Here is a 15,526-nt window from a genome sequence, read left to right as displayed (position 1 = left end):
GTATTTAAAGGATTGATTATTTTGGCCCCTTCAACTCGATCTGGTCGATCCACCACGATAACCAAGGCTCAGCCATCCTCAGTACCTTGAACAGCACATCGCTAACACTACTAACGCAAGTCGGTAGTGTTAGCGGAAATCCCTGCTCGGAAAAAGTTTCTTGACCCGTTCACGCGGATGCCCCGCCGCAGTCTTGCTTCCTCCTTGCATCGGTTGCCGGGTCGGTTGTTGTTCTGGACAAACTCCGAAGCGACGGGGCCTCCCCGAAAAAGTCTCGCTCCTAGAATAGTCTGACAGCGCCGAATGCTACGTTCAACACGAATGACCGCTTCGACGGACTGCACCGCAGCTTAAGATCAACGTTTGGGTGACTGCTATGGGCGTTCGTGTCGGTCGACACCATGGGCGCAGAGCCACCATTGGCCGCGCCCGCAAACTAAAATCGGCAATCCGAAGAAGAGGGCGCTCGGGGCGGCGCCCCGTTATTTTCCGGGGTGCATCCGCAGCTAACGGCAGGTTAGAGCCCTTAGTGACCGTGCCGAGTGTGAAGCTATTCGCAGTCGCAGAATCGCATTCTTTGCAGGGGGCGGCCCTACCCGGACCTCTGCCTGAACTGCCGTTGCCGCACCACGGCTTTCCTGAAGCTGCCGTTCGACCCGCACGTTCGTTAAGATAAAAAATTCGCTCGAGACGCTATCCTTAAACACCAAGAAGCGCATCAAACCGCGCTTCAACTAATTTCAGAAACTGCTCCGCTATGCGCGACGGTTGGCGCGTGGCTGGTAGAAGCAGATCATATCGAAATGGCTGAACAGGCGACAAAGGGCGCACCAGGATCTTACCGAGATTGCCAAAATGCGTTGCTGTCACAGGCTCTACTATTGAAATGCCAGCCCCAGCGGCCACCAATTCACAGATCGACGCAGACAATTGCGCCTCGGCAACGATCCGAGGACGAGCACCGCCCGCGAGTAAAAATGCATCTGTTTCGGAGCGGGTTCCAATTTCTGCGCCGAGCGCGATGAATGGGCGTTGATCGAAATCTCCCGGCAAGAGCACTGTTTTCCGCCCAAGCTCGTGAGACAGGGGTAGCACGGCCAGCATTGGTGCCGTGAACAACTCGCGGCGCAGGACAGCCGGATGGTCGTTGTCCAAGGCAGCAAAGCCGAGATCGAATTGCTGCGAACTTAGATGACGCAGCACCGCCTGAGAGCTTCGGATGCGCAAGGATACAGTGATTCCGGGTTCGTCTGCGATGAATTCGGCGATCACATCGGGCAGTAGTTTCAGAGCCAGTGCTGGCATCCCCGCAATCAGCAAGCTGCCGGTCCGAAAGTCTCGAATGTCCTCAATGACGCGGGAAATTTCCATCATCCCGACGAAAGCCCGCTCAACCTCTTCATAAAGCGCGCGCGCCTCAGGGGTGGGCACGACCTGCCTGCCTTGCCGCTCGAACATGTCGAAGCCAGCCGCGCGTTCTAAATCCGCAATTAGTTTGCTGACCGAGGGCTGCGTTGTTCCCAAGACGACAGCTGCGGAGGTGACCTTGCCGGTCTCCATCACAGCGCGGAAGGCTTCGATTTGACGGTGAGTGAGCCGAGCGAGCATGGCGATTCATAACCTCAGAGAATGATTTACGAAAATATTACGATTATTCTTATGAAGGCAATGCTGCGATCTAAATGATGGAGGAATCGCATGCATCAACGCACACCTGAAATAACCATCGTCGGCGGCGGCCTTGTCGGCCTTTCTGTAGCGCTCGGCCTGCTATTTTCCGGACGGCGTGTCCGGGTGTTGGATGGGGTAGACAGTGATGCACGTGCGTCGCAGGGGAACTTTGGTCTCATCTGGGGGCAAGGCAAAGGCGCTGATTTCGCGCCTTACGCTCATTGGACGATGGATGCGCTGGCGGCTTGGCCCGGCTTTGCGCAGCAGTTGCAGGAGCTATCGGGCATTGACGTGGCACTCGACCAATCCGGGGGCTACGAGTTTTTTACCGATCCGTCAGAGATGGACGCCTTCAAGGCCGAGTTGGACCAGCAAGCAGCGCATCTGGGCGGACGCGCCAGCTATGAGATGCTCAACGGGGATGACCTGCGCAGCCAAATGCCAGACATTGGAGCAAGGGTTGTCGGCGCAAGCTTCTCGCCTTGCGATGGCCATGTAAATCCGCTCCGCTTACTCCGTGCCCTGCGTTGTTCGGTTCAGGCGATGGGCGGGCGTGTGACACTGGGAGCCACCGTTGCCGCGATCAGGCCACAACTTGGGGGTGGTTTTGCGCTGGCGCTGGCGGGTGGGGAAGTCGTTTACACGGAGCAGGTCGTACTCTGTGCCGGGCTGGGCGCTGCCACTCTGGCCCGCGATCTTGGGTTCATCACACAGGTCCGGCCGCAGCTTGGCGAGTTGCTGATCACCGAGAAGCTGGGCGACCGCCTGCCGTTCCTGTCCAGCACCATCCGGCAGGTCGACGAGGGCGGCGTGCAGATTGGCGGCACCAAGGCGAATGCAGGGCTGGATGATCGTGAGACTTTGCCCATCATGTCCAAACTCGCGCACCATGCGGTCACGGTCTTTCCTGCGCTTGCCGATGTGCGGGTTGTCCGGGCATGGGGTGCGCTGCGGGTCATGTCGCCCGACGGCTACCCAGTCTATGCCAAATCGGGCTCGAATCCCGGCGCCTTTCTGGTGACCTGCCACAGCGGTGTCACGCTGGCCCCACTACACGCCAGCGTGCTCGCTGAGTGGATTCTGAATACATCCGCCACCCCTGATCTGGAGGCTTTCGATGAATGTCGCTTCGCGCTTTCGCACGCTGCCTGAGACCGGGGATCGTGTGCAGTTTACGCTGGATGGCGCGCTTGCCACTGCGCCCGCCGGGGTCACTGTCGCAGCGGCGCTGCTGGCCCATTCGGGCGCGTGGACGCGGCGGACTGCACAGGGCGCACCGCGCACGGCCTATTGCATGATGGGTGTGTGTTTTGACTGTCTGGTCGAGGTCGATGGCACGCCCAACACCCAAGCCTGCATGACCCTTCTGCGCGAGGGTATGACCGTCAGACGCCAAACGGGCCTGCGTGATTTGAACGGAGGTCAAGGTGGCTGAGGTTGATGTGATTATCATTGGTGCCGGGCCCGCAGGCATGTCGGCAGCAACCGTCGCGGCGCGTGGCGGTTTGCAGGTGTTGATGTTGGACGAACAGCCCCAGCCGGGCGGTCAGATTTATCGCAATGTGGCTCAGAACCGAAGCAAGCGCGGCTTTCTTGGCCAAGCCTATGCCGCCGGGGCGGATTTGGTTGATGCACTCGAGCATCCTGGCATCACTCTCCAATCTGGCGCAATGGTTTGGCGGCTCGACAAAGGGCCGCAGGTCACTTGGTCGCGCGGCGGCAAAAGTCAGACAACCTCGGCTGCCCATGTGCTGCTGGCAACCGGTGCGCAGGAACGCCCTGTGCCTTTTCCCGGCTGGACGCTCCCCGGTGTGATGCCAGCAGGGGCCGCGCAGATTTTGATGAAGACCGCTGGGATGCTGCCCAAGGATGCGGTGCTCGCAGGGTCTGGTCCGCTGCTCTATCTGATAGCGGCGCAGATGATTGACGCCGGAAACCCCCCACAGGCGCTGGTCGAGACACAGACGTATCGGCAGATGCTGGGTGCATCACCCCATTTGCCCCGCGCCCTGTTTGGCTTGCCAACCTTGCTGAAAGGGCTGAGCCTGATTGCCAAGATCCGCAAAGCGGCTGTGCCGCGCTACACCGCTGCGTCGGGCTTCCACGCCACCACGACCGAGAGCGGCAAAATCCAGTTTTCCTTCCGGACGAAAGGGCGCGATCAAAGCCTCACCTGTGGTCTGCTGCTGACCCATCAGGGTGTGATCCCGGGCACCCATATCACAAGGGCTGCGGGGATCACGCATCACTGGAACGCCGCGCAGGCTGCCTTTCAGCCCGAACATGATATCTGGGGTGCGACCGACCAGCCGGGTCTGCATGTGGCCGGAGACGGTGCTGGGATTATCGGGGCGGAGGCGGCTGCGGCGGCTGGTGAATTGGCAGCGTTAGGTATCTTGTGCCAATCTGGTCGCATTAGCCGCGACACCCGCAATCAGCGTGCCGCCCGCGCCCGCGCCGCGTTGTTCCGCGCCCGCGCCATTCGGCCCTTCCTTGATGCCGCATACCCTCCGCCGACCGAGGTACTTGCCCCATCAGACAACACCATCGTCTGCCGCTGCGAAGAAGTCTCTGCCGGTGCCATTCGACAAGCCATCCGAGAAGGCGCCCAAGGCCACCGCCAGATCAAAACATCCCTGCGCTGTGGCATGGGCCCCTGTCAGGGCCGCATGTGCGACGCCACGCTGCGCGGCCTGCTCAGCGCCGACGCCCCGCCCGACCATCCTATCGCCCCGCCCCGTGCCCGCTCGCCGATCAAGCCGATTGCCTTGGGCGAGCTGGCCGCACTCTCACACCCTCAGGAGGAACCCGCATGAGCGCCCCCGCAGCCTTGAAAGTCAAAGATCTGCACAAGAGCTTCGGCTCGCATGACGTCATCAAAGGCGTGTCGCTTGAGGCGCAAAAAGGCGAGGTAATCGCCATTCTTGGAGCCTCCGGCTCCGGCAAGAGCACCTTTTTACGCTGCATCAACCTCCTTGAGACGCCGAATTCCGGCGAGGTCTGGCTGGCAGGCGAGCAAATGCGGATGACGCAGAACCGTCGCGGCGAGATCGTGCCGCAAGACCTGCGACAGGTCGAAGGGATGCGCGCCCGTCTGGCGATGGTGTTTCAGGGGTTTAACCTCTGGTCGCATATGACCGTGATGGAAAACGTCATGGAAGGCCCGCTCTACGTCCAAGGCACCCCCAAAGCACAGGCCCGCGAAAAGGCCGAAGCACTGCTCGCAAAGGTCGGCTTGTCGGACCGGGCGGACTACTACCCCGCGCATCTGTCGGGCGGTCAGCAGCAGCGCGTGGCAATAGCCCGGGCGCTGGCGATGGACCCTGACGTGATGCTGTTTGACGAGCCAACGTCGGCGCTGGACCCTGAATTGGTGGGCGAAGTGTTGGGCGTCATGCGTGATCTGGCCGAAGAGGGCCGCACCATGCTCGTCGTGACACACGAGATGGGCTTTGCCCGCGATGTATCCACCCGAACCGTATTTCTGCACCAGGGCGAGGTCTGTGAAGAAGGCCCGCCCGCAGAGCTGTTTTCCAACCCGCAAACCCCAGAGTTCCAAGCGTTTCTATCACGCATGAACTGACCAACCACAAAAGAGGACCAACCCATGTTTCGTAAAACCATCCTAAGCAGCGTTGCTGCCATTGCACTGAGCGCCGTCGCCCTGCCGCTGGCTGCCCAAGACACGCTGCGCATCGGCGTCGAAGGTGCCTATCCTCCGTTCTCCTCCAAGGAATCCGACGGCACGCTTGTCGGCTTTGACATCGACATTGCAAAGGCACTCTGCGTCGAGATGCAGCGTGAATGCGAACTGGTCGAGCAAGAATGGGACGGCATGATCCCGGCGCTGAAAGCTCGCAAGTTCGATGCCATCGTGGCCTCCATGTCGATCACAGAAGAGCGCAAGCGCCAGATTGATTTCTCTGACAAATACTACAAGACCCCGGCGCGTCTGGTGGCCTCCAAGGACGCCGACTTCGAAGGCACGCCCGAAGGTCTGGCCGGAAAGCGCATCGGTGTGCAGCGCGGCGCGACACATCAGTGCTATGCGGAAAAGTTGTTCCCCGATGCCGAGATCGTCCTCTATGGCTCGCAAGACGAAGTGTTCCGCGATCTGGCGCTTGGCCGCGTGGACGCGCAGCTTTCTGACAGCCTGATCGCACAGGAAAGCTTCTTGAGTGCAGAGGCAGGGGCCGACTATGCCTTCCTCGGCGGCGATCATACAGACGTTGAATGCTACGGCGAAGGCGTGGGCATCGCGGTGCGCAAGGGTGAGGACGAATTGCGCGAAGATCTGAGCAAAGCGATTGCCGCGATCCGCGAGAATGGCACCTATGCCGAGATCAACGACACATACTTCCCCTTCGACATCTACGGCGGCCGTCCCGAGGGCGAGTGAGTTTCCGCCTTACACCATTCATCAGGGCGGCCCCGCGCTGCCCTGATGATCCTTTGAGGAACACGCGATGAACCTGCTTTTGGAATACCAATCACAATTGATCGACGGCACGATCATGACGATCAAACTGGCGCTCACATCGCTGGTCATCGCTTTGATCTTTGGCCTGCTCGGTGCTTGGGCGAAACTTTCCGCCAACCGTCTGGCCCAGCGACTGGCCGGCGCGTACACCACCATCGTGCGCGGGGTGCCGGATCTGGTGCTGATCCTGCTGGTGTTCTTTGGCGGTCAGGTGACGCTTAATAATATCGGCGCGATTACGGGCCTCTGGGGCTATGTCGAGGTCAGCCAGTTCGCCGCAGGCGCAGGCACGATCGGTGTAATCTTTGGTGCCTATTTCACCGAGACCTTTCGCGGTGCGATCATGGCGATCCCGCGCGGGCAAATCGAGGCTGGCATCAGCTGTGGAATGCGCAAATCCCTGATCTTTCGTCATATCATCTGGCCGCAGATGGTCCGCTTTGCCTTGCCGGGCTTTACAAACAACTGGCTGGTGCAACTCAAGACCACGGCGCTGGTCTCGGTCATCGGGCTTCAAGACTTGGTCTATAACGCTTTCACCGCCGGGCGTTCGACGGGACAGCTCTTTACCTTCATGGCGGCAGCATTTGTCATCTACCTGCTGCTGACTGGCATCTCTGATTTACTGCTGCGCGCGGTGGAACGTCATTACAACCGCGGTGTGGTGAGGGCGTGATGATGGAAAACCTGCTGACCTATATCCCGCTCGACATCGCCCTGATCGCTGAGAATTTTGACCGCTTCATCTACGGCGTCTGGGTGACGCTTAACCTGACCTTCCTGTCGCTGCTGTTGGGCGGCTTGCTGTCGATCCCCATGGCCATTGCCCGCGCGTCGAAACACCGGGTCTTTAACCCCTTGGTGCAGGGCTACACATATGTCTTTCGCGGCACGCCGCTTTTGGTGCAAACCTATCTGATCTATTACGGTGTCGGCCAGTTTGAGGTGATCCGCGAAAGCTTCCTGTGGGACCCGATCCTGTCCTCGGCTTGGTGGTGCGCGCTCATTGCCTTCACGCTCAACACTGCCGCCTATACGACCGAACTGCTGCGGGGTGCCATTGCGGATACGCCAACTGGCGAGGTCGAGGCGGCCATCGCTACCGGCCATTCCTACCGCAGCCGCATGCGCCGGATCATCCTGCCCTCGGCCTTCCGCCGCGCCATCCCCGCCTATTCCAATGAAGTCATCTTCATGCTGCACGGCTCGGTCATCGCCAGCACGATCACCTTGCAAGACATCCTGGGCGTCGGGCGCTGGCTGAACGGGCGCTATTACCTCGCTTATGAAGGGTTCATCACCGCAGCCCTGCTCTATTTCCTCATTGTGCTGTGCATCACATGGACCTTCCGGGGGTTCGAGCGCCGCTACCTGCGCCATCTCACCCGCCGCGACACCGCTGCCCAGCCTGCGACTCCTCCCCTTCCGGCCCCTGAAAGAGTATGACCATGATCGAACGCATCCACACCAATCAACGTATGAGCAAAATCGTGAAACACGGGGGCGTTGTATACCTCTGTGGGCAAGTCGGCAGCGGAACCACAGTGGTCGAACAGACCGAGGACTGCCTTGGTCGCGTCGACAGATTGTTGCACCAAGCGGGTTCTTCGCGCGAGCATATGCTGCAGGCGACGATTTGGCTCGCAGATATGGCGGATTTCGATGCGATGAATGAGGTCTGGGACGCATGGGTTCCCCAAGGCGCAGCCCCAGCACGCGCCTGCGGAGAAGCCAAACTGGCGGATGCCGACCTGCGTGTCGAAATTATCGTGACCGCCGCCGTAGCTGGTTGACGACTGGTTAAGAGCTCACCCTTTTGTCGATGACTTCCTTATAATCAACTCATGCTGAATGGCTGCTTAATCCCCGACAACAAGGCCAAATCGCCACAGTAGCGAAAGTCCTCGCTCCGCCCTTCCTCCAAGAGGTCTTCTCAACGGCAACGGAAACCGTGCGTCCGCAGCGAACGGCAGCAAAGTCCCGCTAAGGGGACATCAAGCATGCGAAGCTCTCGAAGATTTCTTTAGAAGCTTTGACACGACATGCCTTCACAGCCACAAGAAGTTTCAGCGCAGACTGCACCATGAGGTGCGAAGGGCTGGTCGCCGTGCCTGTCTTCTCCGAAAAAGGGCTCAGGTGTAGGCTCGGGAAAAAGCGCGACGACCGACTTTCAGCCTGTACTGATGAAATCGGCCGGCACGCATTTAGTCAGGCCGTCTTCGAAGTCTTGAGATTGCCAGCCTGCTCTTGCTTCAGCCGGGCTTGACGCAGCCGAGCGGTCTTTTCTAATCGCTGGCTGGTTTCCTTATCGATGATTTCGGTCGCTGCAGCACTGGTGCGCTCGGCGATCGTCTCGCGCTTCGAGGTTTCTTGAAGGGATTTAGGAACTGTCATCTGGGTCTTTCATATCTGACGCCAAGCGCACCCTGCGCCGCCTTGGACTTGAGGCGCGCTCCCAAGAAGACTTAGCCCGCGGGAGGCGAAAGGAAACGGACCAATCACCAGCTTAGGATTGGCCGGCATGCATCTACGTAGGAATTGGAGCAGGAGAAGTTGGCGGACCTCAAGAAGGTGGTCGACGGCTATGCGGCTACCTCGAAGATTGATATACGAGGACGAAAATGGCGTGAAACCAAGCGCGGTTGGCGTCTCATGCTGTGGGCGGACCGCGCGTTCCTCAACCGGGGAGCGCTGGAAGTATCGCTGGTGGACCGAGCGTCGCGCAACGGGTTGCACATAGATGTTCTGGACGGTTCGCCACATGAGGTCCAATGATGAATCCTGAGCGCATTGCCGCAGCTATTGTCGAACTCGCAGCAGCGCGGGGTGCGAACAAGACCATTTGTCCCTCTGAAGTTGCCCGACATCTTGGTGGGCAGAACGACGCGGCGTGGCGGCCTCTAATGGAACCCATTCGTGAACAGGCAATCAGGCTGGAAGGCGAGGGAGCAATTCTAATCAAGCAAGGTGGTGCGCGGGTCGATCCCAAGTCTTTCAGCGGAATCTACCGTATCGCCATCGCCAAGAACACAGGTTAATCCTGCGGCAGGCCGCGCCACCAATCGACGTAAGGCGTATTCTTTGGGTGGTGGCGGTTCACGTCCGGCGCGCGGTCTTTCCACCAAACCGGGCCACGTTCGCCCAACGCCACCTTGGCCGCATGTACCCGTCCACGCGCATCGTTCACTTCCTCATCCGTCTTTGCATTTTTCACCGCCGAGCGAGCTTGCATGAGTTCTTTTACAAGCGCCGCGCGTTTCGCCTCGGGCAGGGCGGGATTAGTGCAACGCCACAAACGGTTCTTTACCAAAAAATACCGTCCGTCCGGAGTGACGGGATAGGAACCACCGGCCATCAGAATCTAAAGAAGTTCGTAGCATGGTCAGAAAACGGAGCATCATGGGCTGTCTCGGTTGCGTTCATTCTGCTGTTCTTCTCCACCTGATAACTAGTGTTCTTCTCCACCTGATATCTAGTTAGAAATTTAGTGCGCTGGGGTGAAGAGTAAACGGGGAGCTTTGAGGTGCGCGCTTGAGCGAACTTTACTGCCGTCTGATCTTGCAACTTGGCGAAGCGGCATCCATATACCATCCATATGGATGGAGATTGGATTATGAGCAATATTCGGCAACTGCGTGAGAAGACACCTGACAGCGAGAAGATCACGATCAACCTTGGCTATGTGGATTTGGGAAGGATCGACCTGCTGGTGCAGGAAGGTTTCTATTCAAACCGAACCGACTTGATCCGCACAGCAATCCGTAACCAGCTTGAGAACCATGTCGACGTGGTGAGCAAGTCGCTTGAGCGCCACACGATGGAGCTTGGCCTGCGCGATTATACAGTGGCTGATCTGGAAGCGCTGAAAGCGGCCGGAGAGGTGCTGCATGTCAAGGTGGTCGGGCTGGCGCGGATTGCCTCGGATGTGACCCCGCAATTGGCGCTCGAGACAATCGGATCAATCACCGTGCTGGGCGCCCTACAGGCCAGCGCGGATATCAAAAAGGCGCTCGCCGACCGCATCAAGTAAGATGCGCACCCCTTAACAAGGATACATAAGATGAAACTCTTTAACGCCGGTGCCATGCGCCGGGCGACCCCTGATGCACGCCTGATCGCTGCCAATGATCTGGTGCAACGCACATTGGCACAGCATGGCCTTGCCGGGCAGGCCGGGCCGTTGCACGCATCAGAACTGCCTGCCATGCCTTCGATTAACGATCTTCTGTCAAAGCTGGGGGCCGCGACCCCACCACCCGCCTCACCGGCGGCAGACATCCCAGCTGGTGCCAGCTTTCTCAGCGATACATTCGCCTGCACGGCGGGCAGTCGAAGCTTCCGCACCTATATCCCTGCATCCGCTGCGGAGGGCGCCAGTGGCGTCGTCGTCATGCTGCACGGCTGCACGCAAACGCCCGAGGACTTTGCCGCAGGCACCGGCATGAACCGTCTGGCCGAAAAGCACCGCTTCATCGTGGTCTATCCCGCCCAGTCGCGGCGCAACAATACGCAGTCCTGCTGGAACTGGTTCAGCCGTGGGGATCAACGCCGTGACGCGGGTGAGCCTGCGATCCTCGCTGGAATGGTGCAACAGGTCTGCGCTACCCACGGTATCGCCAAGGACCGCACCTTTGTAGCGGGGCTGTCTGCGGGGGCGGCCATGGCCGTCATTCTGGGAGAGACCTACCCGGACGTCTTTGCCGCCGTCGGCGTGCATTCAGGTTTGGCCTATGGATCGGCAAAGGACGTGGCCTCTGCCTTTGCAGCCATGGCAGGGCCGACGGCGGAGCCTTTGCAGAAGAAATCGCATATTCCGACGATTGTCTTTCACGGCACTTCAGACACGACCGTTCACCAGTCTAACGGCGAAGCGGTGGCGCGGCAGGTCCGAGACACTGGCCCGGGCCAGACGCTTGAGACGGTCGAGCACGGCAACCACGGCGGGCGGCCGTATTCCGTTCTGCGCTGTGCGTCTGCAAGCGGGGAACCGACGCTCGAACATTGGACTGTTTCCGGGCTCGGCCACGCGTGGTCTGGCGGCCAGAGGGAGGGGTCTTACACTGATCCCAAAGGCCCGGATGCCAGTGCTGAAATGATCCGCTTTTTCTTTGAACAACCCATAAAGGGCGCTTGATATGACCCAGATGACACTGACCTTTGACGCCGTTTGCGAAGCCACCCCTGGACCTAAATGGGCGGCGCGCTGGCAGCGGTCATGGCCCGCTTATGAGGCATGGTTCACAGGGCGCGGGGGCGACCAAGGCCCCTCCAGAGCGGATTGCCGCGCGGCCATCGAGCGTCACATGCCAGAGTTGATCCCCACCTACGACCGACTGGTCTTAATCGCCGGCGGTTCGGATCGCGCGGCGCGGTTCCTGTCCACTTGGTGCCCGCCGACCTATCTGGGGGGCTGTTCGCTCGCCGCCATCGCGGATGCAAATGATGTCCGGCTGGTGCGCAACTATGATTTGTCGCCGGACCTAAATGAGGGATTGTTGCTGAGGACGGAATGGACTGGTCGTGCGGTAATGGGGATGGTGGAGTTTCTCTGGGGCTTGTCTGATGGCATCAACGACGCTGGGCTTTCTGTGGCGCTTGCCTATGGCGGGCGGTCTGAAACTGGTCCCGGCTTTGGCGTGACCACAATCCTGCGCTACATTTTGGAAACCTGCGACAGCGTGCCAGAGGCGTTGGAGGTTTTGCGCCGTGTGCCGTCGCATATGGCTTATAATCTGGTGCTTGCGGATGCCTCGGGGCGCACGGCAAGCATCGAACTTTCTCCCGGCGGTAGAATTAGAGTGATGTCGAAGGCCATAGCCACCAACCACCAAACTGCGCCGACCCGTGCCGACCGGCCGGGCTTTACCCGCAGCTTTGAACGCCGCGCCCATCTGGATCGGCTTCGCGTCGCACCGCGCAGGCTCAATCGGGAGTTTCTTCGCGCTCCGCTCTTGCAGGATCGTTATGGGGAGGGTTTCGGCACCTTGTTCACCGCTGAATACAGCCCGATTACCCGGTCCCTGGGGCTGACCCTGAAAGGCGAAAGATGGGACCAAAGTCTTTACGCCTTTGAGGAGGGGCAGCGGATCGTGGATTACGGCAAATCCGGAACGCTGGATGCCGCAGGCAAGGTTATGCCAGATAAGTATGTCGGCGTAGACTGGACCCAAGCGGCCCGCATCGACTGGACCCAAGTAGCGCAGGACTACGCGGCAGGCAGGGGAAAAGAGATCGCCGCTTATCTACCCGCCCCCTGACTTGTGGCCAAGCGACTGCGAGGCGTTCTGCGATGACGACCGCACAAGCAATATGAAAATGTTGTGTATCGGGCGGACCTTCACTGAGGCCGAAGTGAAGGTCCGGTATGGGCCGTTCTCGTCACCCACGTTAAGGGCGGATTGCGGTCATCCGCTGCGTTGCGCAGTGAGGTCTGCTGTGCGGACAAAGCAAGCTTTCGCTGCGGTCGCACCAATGGCGGCTCTAGGTTGGCAGGGCAGAAACGTATGGGTTTTTGACCAAACATCTCGGGTATTTAAGGTTGTTCAGCCCAGACCTTGTAGTCGAACAGTGCGCCGTCTCCCTTACCGCCATATGGCAGGATACTATTGCCGTCAGGTGTCGTTACGGTCCCAGGTCGAGCTTCAACGATATTTGGTCCTGCCTATTCCGGGATCGGCGTTGAAATGATGTTGTCGGTGGGGGCGTCGGGGACCGGCGTCCCGGTGTGGTTCGGTAGGCCCAGATCCTCGGCAGGATACGTTTTCAACCATTGTTCGATCCTTTCTGGGGTGAAACCTCGAAGCTCTCCCAAACGGCGCTCATCTTCTGTCAGTTTAGGGAAATCATCGACCCAGCCTTGCGCCAGTTCACCTTCTTGAAGCCGTAAATCACCGCGCGCGAACGCTGCCCCAGCGGCTTCGATGAAATCTTGCAAAGAGCGCTGTTTGGCGGGGTCGCCGCCCACGCCTGTTTCGAGAATGGTGCCAGGGTTCATCAACTCGTAAAGCGCTGCTGCCTCGGCGCCGATGCGCGTATATTCGGGTTTCTTGGGCAGGAGTGGATACCCGCCGCTACTTATCCCTTCCTGCAAGAGGGCATACGCGGTTGCTGGCAGACGGCCTTCGACAGTTGTCACATCGACGCCTAGTCGTGCGCCTGCCTCATCCACAGGCCGATCACGCATAGCTTCCGTCCAGTGCAACGACGCTTCAGATGCAAGGAGCGCCGCGCCAACGCCAGTCAGAGCGCGCATGCTACGTATCGCGTCAGTCGGGGTGAGGGCAGGGACACAGTTGTTCCCACATTGCAACACTGTGCCAAACTGCGTCAATCGTCCAGAACGGCATCTGAAACTGCCTCGCGCGTAATCAATGCCCGCTATCTGCAACCATCCTGACAAAGCGCTCCAGACCTAACATGGTAACCTCACATCGCGTTCACACGTTGCTCCATGTGCCAGACCCGAACAGCGGCCAAGATCTTGGCAAGATCCGGTAAGTTAGAATGGTCCAACTCTTCTGGCGCCGCTTCAATCCTCTCTTTAAGGGCTTCAAGATCAATCCATTTGCTCTCGCCTTGGAACTTTCCCTGACGAAGATCATTCCGAAGTGCCTTCCAACACGCAATGTGATTGGCATCACGCAGAACCTCATTGGCCTGATCGTGCTTTGTTAATCGATCCGGCAATATATCCTTTGTGACCATCCGCGCCAGATAACGAGCATACCCGTCCTCAAAAAATAGCCGCATTGGCATCCCAAGAACGAATTCAAGAAGTCTGCGATCAAGCAGCGGATAGCGGTACTGAAACCCAAATTGAGCCGACCACGCGGCCCATGTCTCCATACGCATATTGAGATGCTGCATCCCCATCAGGTTCGCCAGGTAATGTCTTGGGTTGCTGATCAATCGGATATCTTCGCCGATATAAGGGGCTGGATCGAGGTTCATTGAAAGGACATGTTGGCTGGCAAAGGCGCCACCCTCGAAGAGGTTCACGAACGGTGCGAAGCGGAGGTAAAGTGTATCGGGCAGCAATGGGGTCAAACCCCATTCCAATAATCTGCGCGCAGATTGTCTAGGTCTGAAACGATTTGAGCCTGTATAAAACCTCAAAACCTTTCGCGCTTCCGCGATTTGAAAGTGTTTCAGGGTATAGGCGAGATACCCCATTCCGTGCGCGGAAAACGCTTCGTCTCCTCCCCAACCTGACAGTAGAACGCGAAGGTCATCGTTCTTTGCGTGCTCCAATACGGGCACTTCGTCCGACAGGTCTGCGATGCCGTTTAGCTCCAGCTCCCATTCCAAATAGTGGTGCTGAGTGGCTCCGCTCGCGGTGCCGAAACGCACTGGCACCCCTAAGTCGTCGCTGATCTGTAAAATGTTGTGCCGTTCGTCGGTCTTGCTCAAGAATGGGTATTCTTCGGAGACGGGCGGCGCCCAAGTGTAGGCGCCAGTTAAATTCAGCCCTCTCGATTGAAGCGCTTTGGACGCAAATGCTGTTACCGCACTGGAGTCGATGCCGCCGCTGATATGTGATCCGATGTTCCCCGTTGTTGCAGTATAGTCCGCGCCGATCCGCGCCATGAGTTCGCGAAAATGCTCAACATAATCGGCGGAGGACTTGTACCGAATTTCCGGTACGTTATGGGGATCCCACCAGCGGTTTTCCTGCAGGCGGTCACGCTCCACCCAAAGACTGCACCCCGGCGATAGGATGTTCATGTCTTTGTAGAAAGTGGTTCTCAGCGGACGTGACGGGCCCATGACATGGCGGCCGACAGTTCTGTCGTCTATCGGCCAATCATAATCTTCACAGGCCAAGATCGCCCGGATATCGGTCGAAAAAATAAACGTTTTGTTCCGCTTCGCCCAATAAAGCGGCCTGGTGCCAATATGGTCCCTGGCCAAGAATAAAGTATTCGCGCTCTGGTCGAAGATCGCAATCGCGTAATCGCCCTGGATGTGCAAAGGGCAGGCCTGACCCCATTTTGCATATGACCGAAGTAACAGATCATTGTCGGACAGGCTCCGCGCGTCCACCGAAGAAATACCCAAAGACTTCTCAACATCTGCGCGGTTGTTTACAATGGCATCAGACACCGCGACCAAATCAGCCATCCTTGCAGGGTTTAATGCGGAGTTGTCCTTGTTGGATAAGTTGAGCCGCTGCACGCCAAATCCGAATTTATCAGTGACCACAGACGCCGAACCATCTGGTCCGTAGTGCGAGATCGCGTCCAGCGACGCATTGAACTTTTCGCGGTCAAAGGGTTGCCCAAACAACTCGACACGTCCAAATATTGCGCTCAAAATGTCACCGACTATCTATTTGTATTAGGCTGCTCAGTCATAATAGGGCATTCCCCAACAACA

At 58.6% G+C, this 15,526-nt stretch carries 17 protein-coding genes; 12 read left to right on the top strand and 5 right to left on the bottom strand.

What is annotated here, in order from left to right:
• Positions 1-699 precede the first annotated feature (699 nt).
• Positions 700-1,608 carry a LysR substrate-binding domain-containing protein gene (locus AC1965_RS12555; protein WP_483884209.1) on the bottom strand — a complete coding sequence of 303 codons (909 nt, stop codon included), beginning with the start codon at positions 1,606-1,608 and terminating at the stop codon, positions 700-702.
• A 90-nt stretch (positions 1,609-1,698) separates the two neighbouring features.
• Between AC1965_RS12555 and AC1965_RS12550 the strand changes: the two genes are divergently transcribed.
• The 8 genes from AC1965_RS12550 to AC1965_RS12515 all read left to right on the top strand — a co-directional run bounded on the left by AC1965_RS12550 (position 1,699) and on the right by AC1965_RS12515 (position 7,944).
• Positions 1,699-2,823 carry an NAD(P)/FAD-dependent oxidoreductase gene (locus AC1965_RS12550; RefSeq protein WP_483884208.1) on the top strand — a complete coding sequence of 375 codons (1,125 nt, stop codon included), beginning with the start codon at positions 1,699-1,701 and terminating at the stop codon, positions 2,821-2,823.
• On the top strand, positions 2,789-3,106 hold the full coding sequence (locus AC1965_RS12545) for a (2Fe-2S)-binding protein (RefSeq protein ID WP_483884207.1): 318 nt from the start codon (positions 2,789-2,791) through the stop codon (positions 3,104-3,106). Before AC1965_RS12550 ends, AC1965_RS12545 begins: the two co-directional genes overlap by 35 nt.
• Positions 3,099-4,487, top strand: coding sequence for an FAD-dependent oxidoreductase (locus tag AC1965_RS12540; RefSeq protein ID WP_483884206.1), 1,389 nt, complete (start codon positions 3,099-3,101; stop codon positions 4,485-4,487). The genes AC1965_RS12545 and AC1965_RS12540 overlap by 8 nt, the downstream gene beginning before the upstream one ends.
• Positions 4,484-5,254 carry an ABC transporter ATP-binding protein gene (locus tag AC1965_RS12535; protein ID WP_483884205.1) on the top strand — a complete coding sequence of 257 codons (771 nt, stop codon included), beginning with the start codon at positions 4,484-4,486 and terminating at the stop codon, positions 5,252-5,254. The genes AC1965_RS12540 and AC1965_RS12535 overlap by 4 nt, the downstream gene beginning before the upstream one ends.
• Before the next feature lie 24 nt (positions 5,255-5,278).
• Positions 5,279-6,070, top strand: a complete 792-nt coding sequence (locus tag AC1965_RS12530) for an ABC transporter substrate-binding protein (protein ID WP_483884204.1) — start codon at positions 5,279-5,281, stop codon at positions 6,068-6,070.
• 67 nt (positions 6,071-6,137) lie between these two features.
• Complete coding sequence (locus tag AC1965_RS12525; protein WP_483884203.1) at positions 6,138-6,827, top strand: ABC transporter permease; 690 nt, start codon at positions 6,138-6,140, stop codon at positions 6,825-6,827.
• Positions 6,827-7,597 (top strand): ABC transporter permease, encoded by a 771-nt coding sequence (locus tag AC1965_RS12520; protein ID WP_483884202.1) that lies wholly within the window; start codon positions 6,827-6,829, stop codon positions 7,595-7,597. Before AC1965_RS12525 ends, AC1965_RS12520 begins: the two co-directional genes overlap by 1 nt.
• A gap of 2 nt (positions 7,598-7,599) precedes the next feature.
• The gene (locus AC1965_RS12515) at positions 7,600-7,944 is read left to right on the top strand and encodes a RidA family protein (RefSeq protein WP_483884201.1); all 345 of its coding nucleotides are present in this window, start codon (positions 7,600-7,602) and stop codon (positions 7,942-7,944) included.
• A gap of 415 nt (positions 7,945-8,359) precedes the next feature.
• On the opposite strand, the gene AC1965_RS12510 is transcribed toward AC1965_RS12515, so the two are convergent.
• Positions 8,360-8,545, bottom strand: coding sequence for a hypothetical protein (locus tag AC1965_RS12510; protein ID WP_483884200.1), 186 nt, complete (start codon positions 8,543-8,545; stop codon positions 8,360-8,362).
• Between the two features lie 377 nt (positions 8,546-8,922).
• On the opposite strand from AC1965_RS12510, the gene AC1965_RS12505 reads away from it, so the two are divergent.
• The gene (locus tag AC1965_RS12505; RefSeq protein ID WP_483884199.1) at positions 8,923-9,189 is read left to right on the top strand and encodes a DUF3253 domain-containing protein; all 267 of its coding nucleotides are present in this window, start codon (positions 8,923-8,925) and stop codon (positions 9,187-9,189) included.
• Here the strand turns inward: AC1965_RS12505 and AC1965_RS12500 are convergent.
• Positions 9,186-9,365 carry a hypothetical protein gene (locus tag AC1965_RS12500; RefSeq protein WP_483884198.1) on the bottom strand — a complete coding sequence of 60 codons (180 nt, stop codon included), beginning with the start codon at positions 9,363-9,365 and terminating at the stop codon, positions 9,186-9,188. The genes AC1965_RS12505 and AC1965_RS12500 overlap by 4 nt on opposite strands.
• Before the next feature lie 399 nt (positions 9,366-9,764).
• Between AC1965_RS12500 and AC1965_RS12495 the strand changes: the two genes are divergently transcribed.
• Genes AC1965_RS12495 through AC1965_RS12485 form a run of 3 tightly spaced genes read left to right on the top strand, consistent with a single transcriptional unit; the run spans position 9,765 to position 12,408 of the window.
• Entirely contained in the window at positions 9,765-10,181 is a 417-nt protein-coding gene (locus AC1965_RS12495; RefSeq protein ID WP_483884197.1) for a CopG family transcriptional regulator, read from the top strand.
• A gap of 30 nt (positions 10,182-10,211) precedes the next feature.
• Complete coding sequence (locus AC1965_RS12490; protein ID WP_483884196.1) at positions 10,212-11,285, top strand: extracellular catalytic domain type 1 short-chain-length polyhydroxyalkanoate depolymerase; 1,074 nt, start codon at positions 10,212-10,214, stop codon at positions 11,283-11,285.
• A 1-nt stretch (position 11,286) separates the two neighbouring features.
• Positions 11,287-12,408, top strand: coding sequence for a C45 family autoproteolytic acyltransferase/hydrolase (locus AC1965_RS12485; RefSeq protein WP_483884195.1), 1,122 nt, complete (start codon positions 11,287-11,289; stop codon positions 12,406-12,408).
• A 404-nt stretch (positions 12,409-12,812) separates the two neighbouring features.
• Here AC1965_RS12485 and AC1965_RS12480 read toward each other — a convergent pair whose 3' ends face one another.
• A complete protein-coding gene (locus tag AC1965_RS12480) occupies positions 12,813-13,334 on the bottom strand; it encodes a hypothetical protein (protein WP_483884194.1) in 522 nt (173 codons plus the stop codon).
• 242 nt (positions 13,335-13,576) lie between these two features.
• Positions 13,577-15,463, bottom strand: a complete 1,887-nt coding sequence (locus AC1965_RS12475) for an asparagine synthetase B family protein (protein ID WP_483884193.1) — start codon at positions 15,461-15,463, stop codon at positions 13,577-13,579.
• Between the last annotated feature and the right edge of the window lie 63 nt (positions 15,464-15,526).

The sequence above is a fragment of the Sulfitobacter sp. KMM 9851 genome, from assembly GCF_057178245.1.
Note: the sequence above shows the minus strand (reverse complement) of the source record. Positions and strands in the feature narration are given on the sequence as shown.

Excerpts from the sequence above, each read along its gene's own strand:
- AC1965_RS12555 (WP_483884209.1), bottom strand. The coding sequence starts at position 1,608 with ATGCTCGCTCGGCTCACTCACCGTCAAATCGAAGCCTTCCGCGCTGTG.
- AC1965_RS12550 (WP_483884208.1), top strand. The coding sequence starts at position 1,699 with ATGCATCAACGCACACCTGAAATAACCATCGTCGGCGGCGGCCTTGTC.
- AC1965_RS12545 (WP_483884207.1), top strand. The coding sequence starts at position 2,789 with ATGAATGTCGCTTCGCGCTTTCGCACGCTGCCTGAGACCGGGGATCGT.
- AC1965_RS12535 (WP_483884205.1), top strand. The coding sequence starts at position 4,484 with ATGAGCGCCCCCGCAGCCTTGAAAGTCAAAGATCTGCACAAGAGCTTC.
- AC1965_RS12530 (WP_483884204.1), top strand. The coding sequence starts at position 5,279 with ATGTTTCGTAAAACCATCCTAAGCAGCGTTGCTGCCATTGCACTGAGC.
- AC1965_RS12525 (WP_483884203.1), top strand. The coding sequence starts at position 6,138 with ATGAACCTGCTTTTGGAATACCAATCACAATTGATCGACGGCACGATC.
- AC1965_RS12520 (WP_483884202.1), top strand. The coding sequence starts at position 6,827 with ATGATGGAAAACCTGCTGACCTATATCCCGCTCGACATCGCCCTGATC.
- AC1965_RS12515 (WP_483884201.1), top strand. The coding sequence starts at position 7,600 with ATGATCGAACGCATCCACACCAATCAACGTATGAGCAAAATCGTGAAA.
- AC1965_RS12510 (WP_483884200.1), bottom strand. The coding sequence starts at position 8,545 with ATGACAGTTCCTAAATCCCTTCAAGAAACCTCGAAGCGCGAGACGATC.
- AC1965_RS12505 (WP_483884199.1), top strand. The coding sequence starts at position 8,923 with ATGATGAATCCTGAGCGCATTGCCGCAGCTATTGTCGAACTCGCAGCA.
- AC1965_RS12495 (WP_483884197.1), top strand. The coding sequence starts at position 9,765 with ATGAGCAATATTCGGCAACTGCGTGAGAAGACACCTGACAGCGAGAAG.
- AC1965_RS12490 (WP_483884196.1), top strand. The coding sequence starts at position 10,212 with ATGAAACTCTTTAACGCCGGTGCCATGCGCCGGGCGACCCCTGATGCA.
- AC1965_RS12485 (WP_483884195.1), top strand. The coding sequence starts at position 11,287 with ATGACCCAGATGACACTGACCTTTGACGCCGTTTGCGAAGCCACCCCT.
- AC1965_RS12480 (WP_483884194.1), bottom strand. The coding sequence starts at position 13,334 with ATGCGTGATCGGCCTGTGGATGAGGCAGGCGCACGACTAGGCGTCGAT.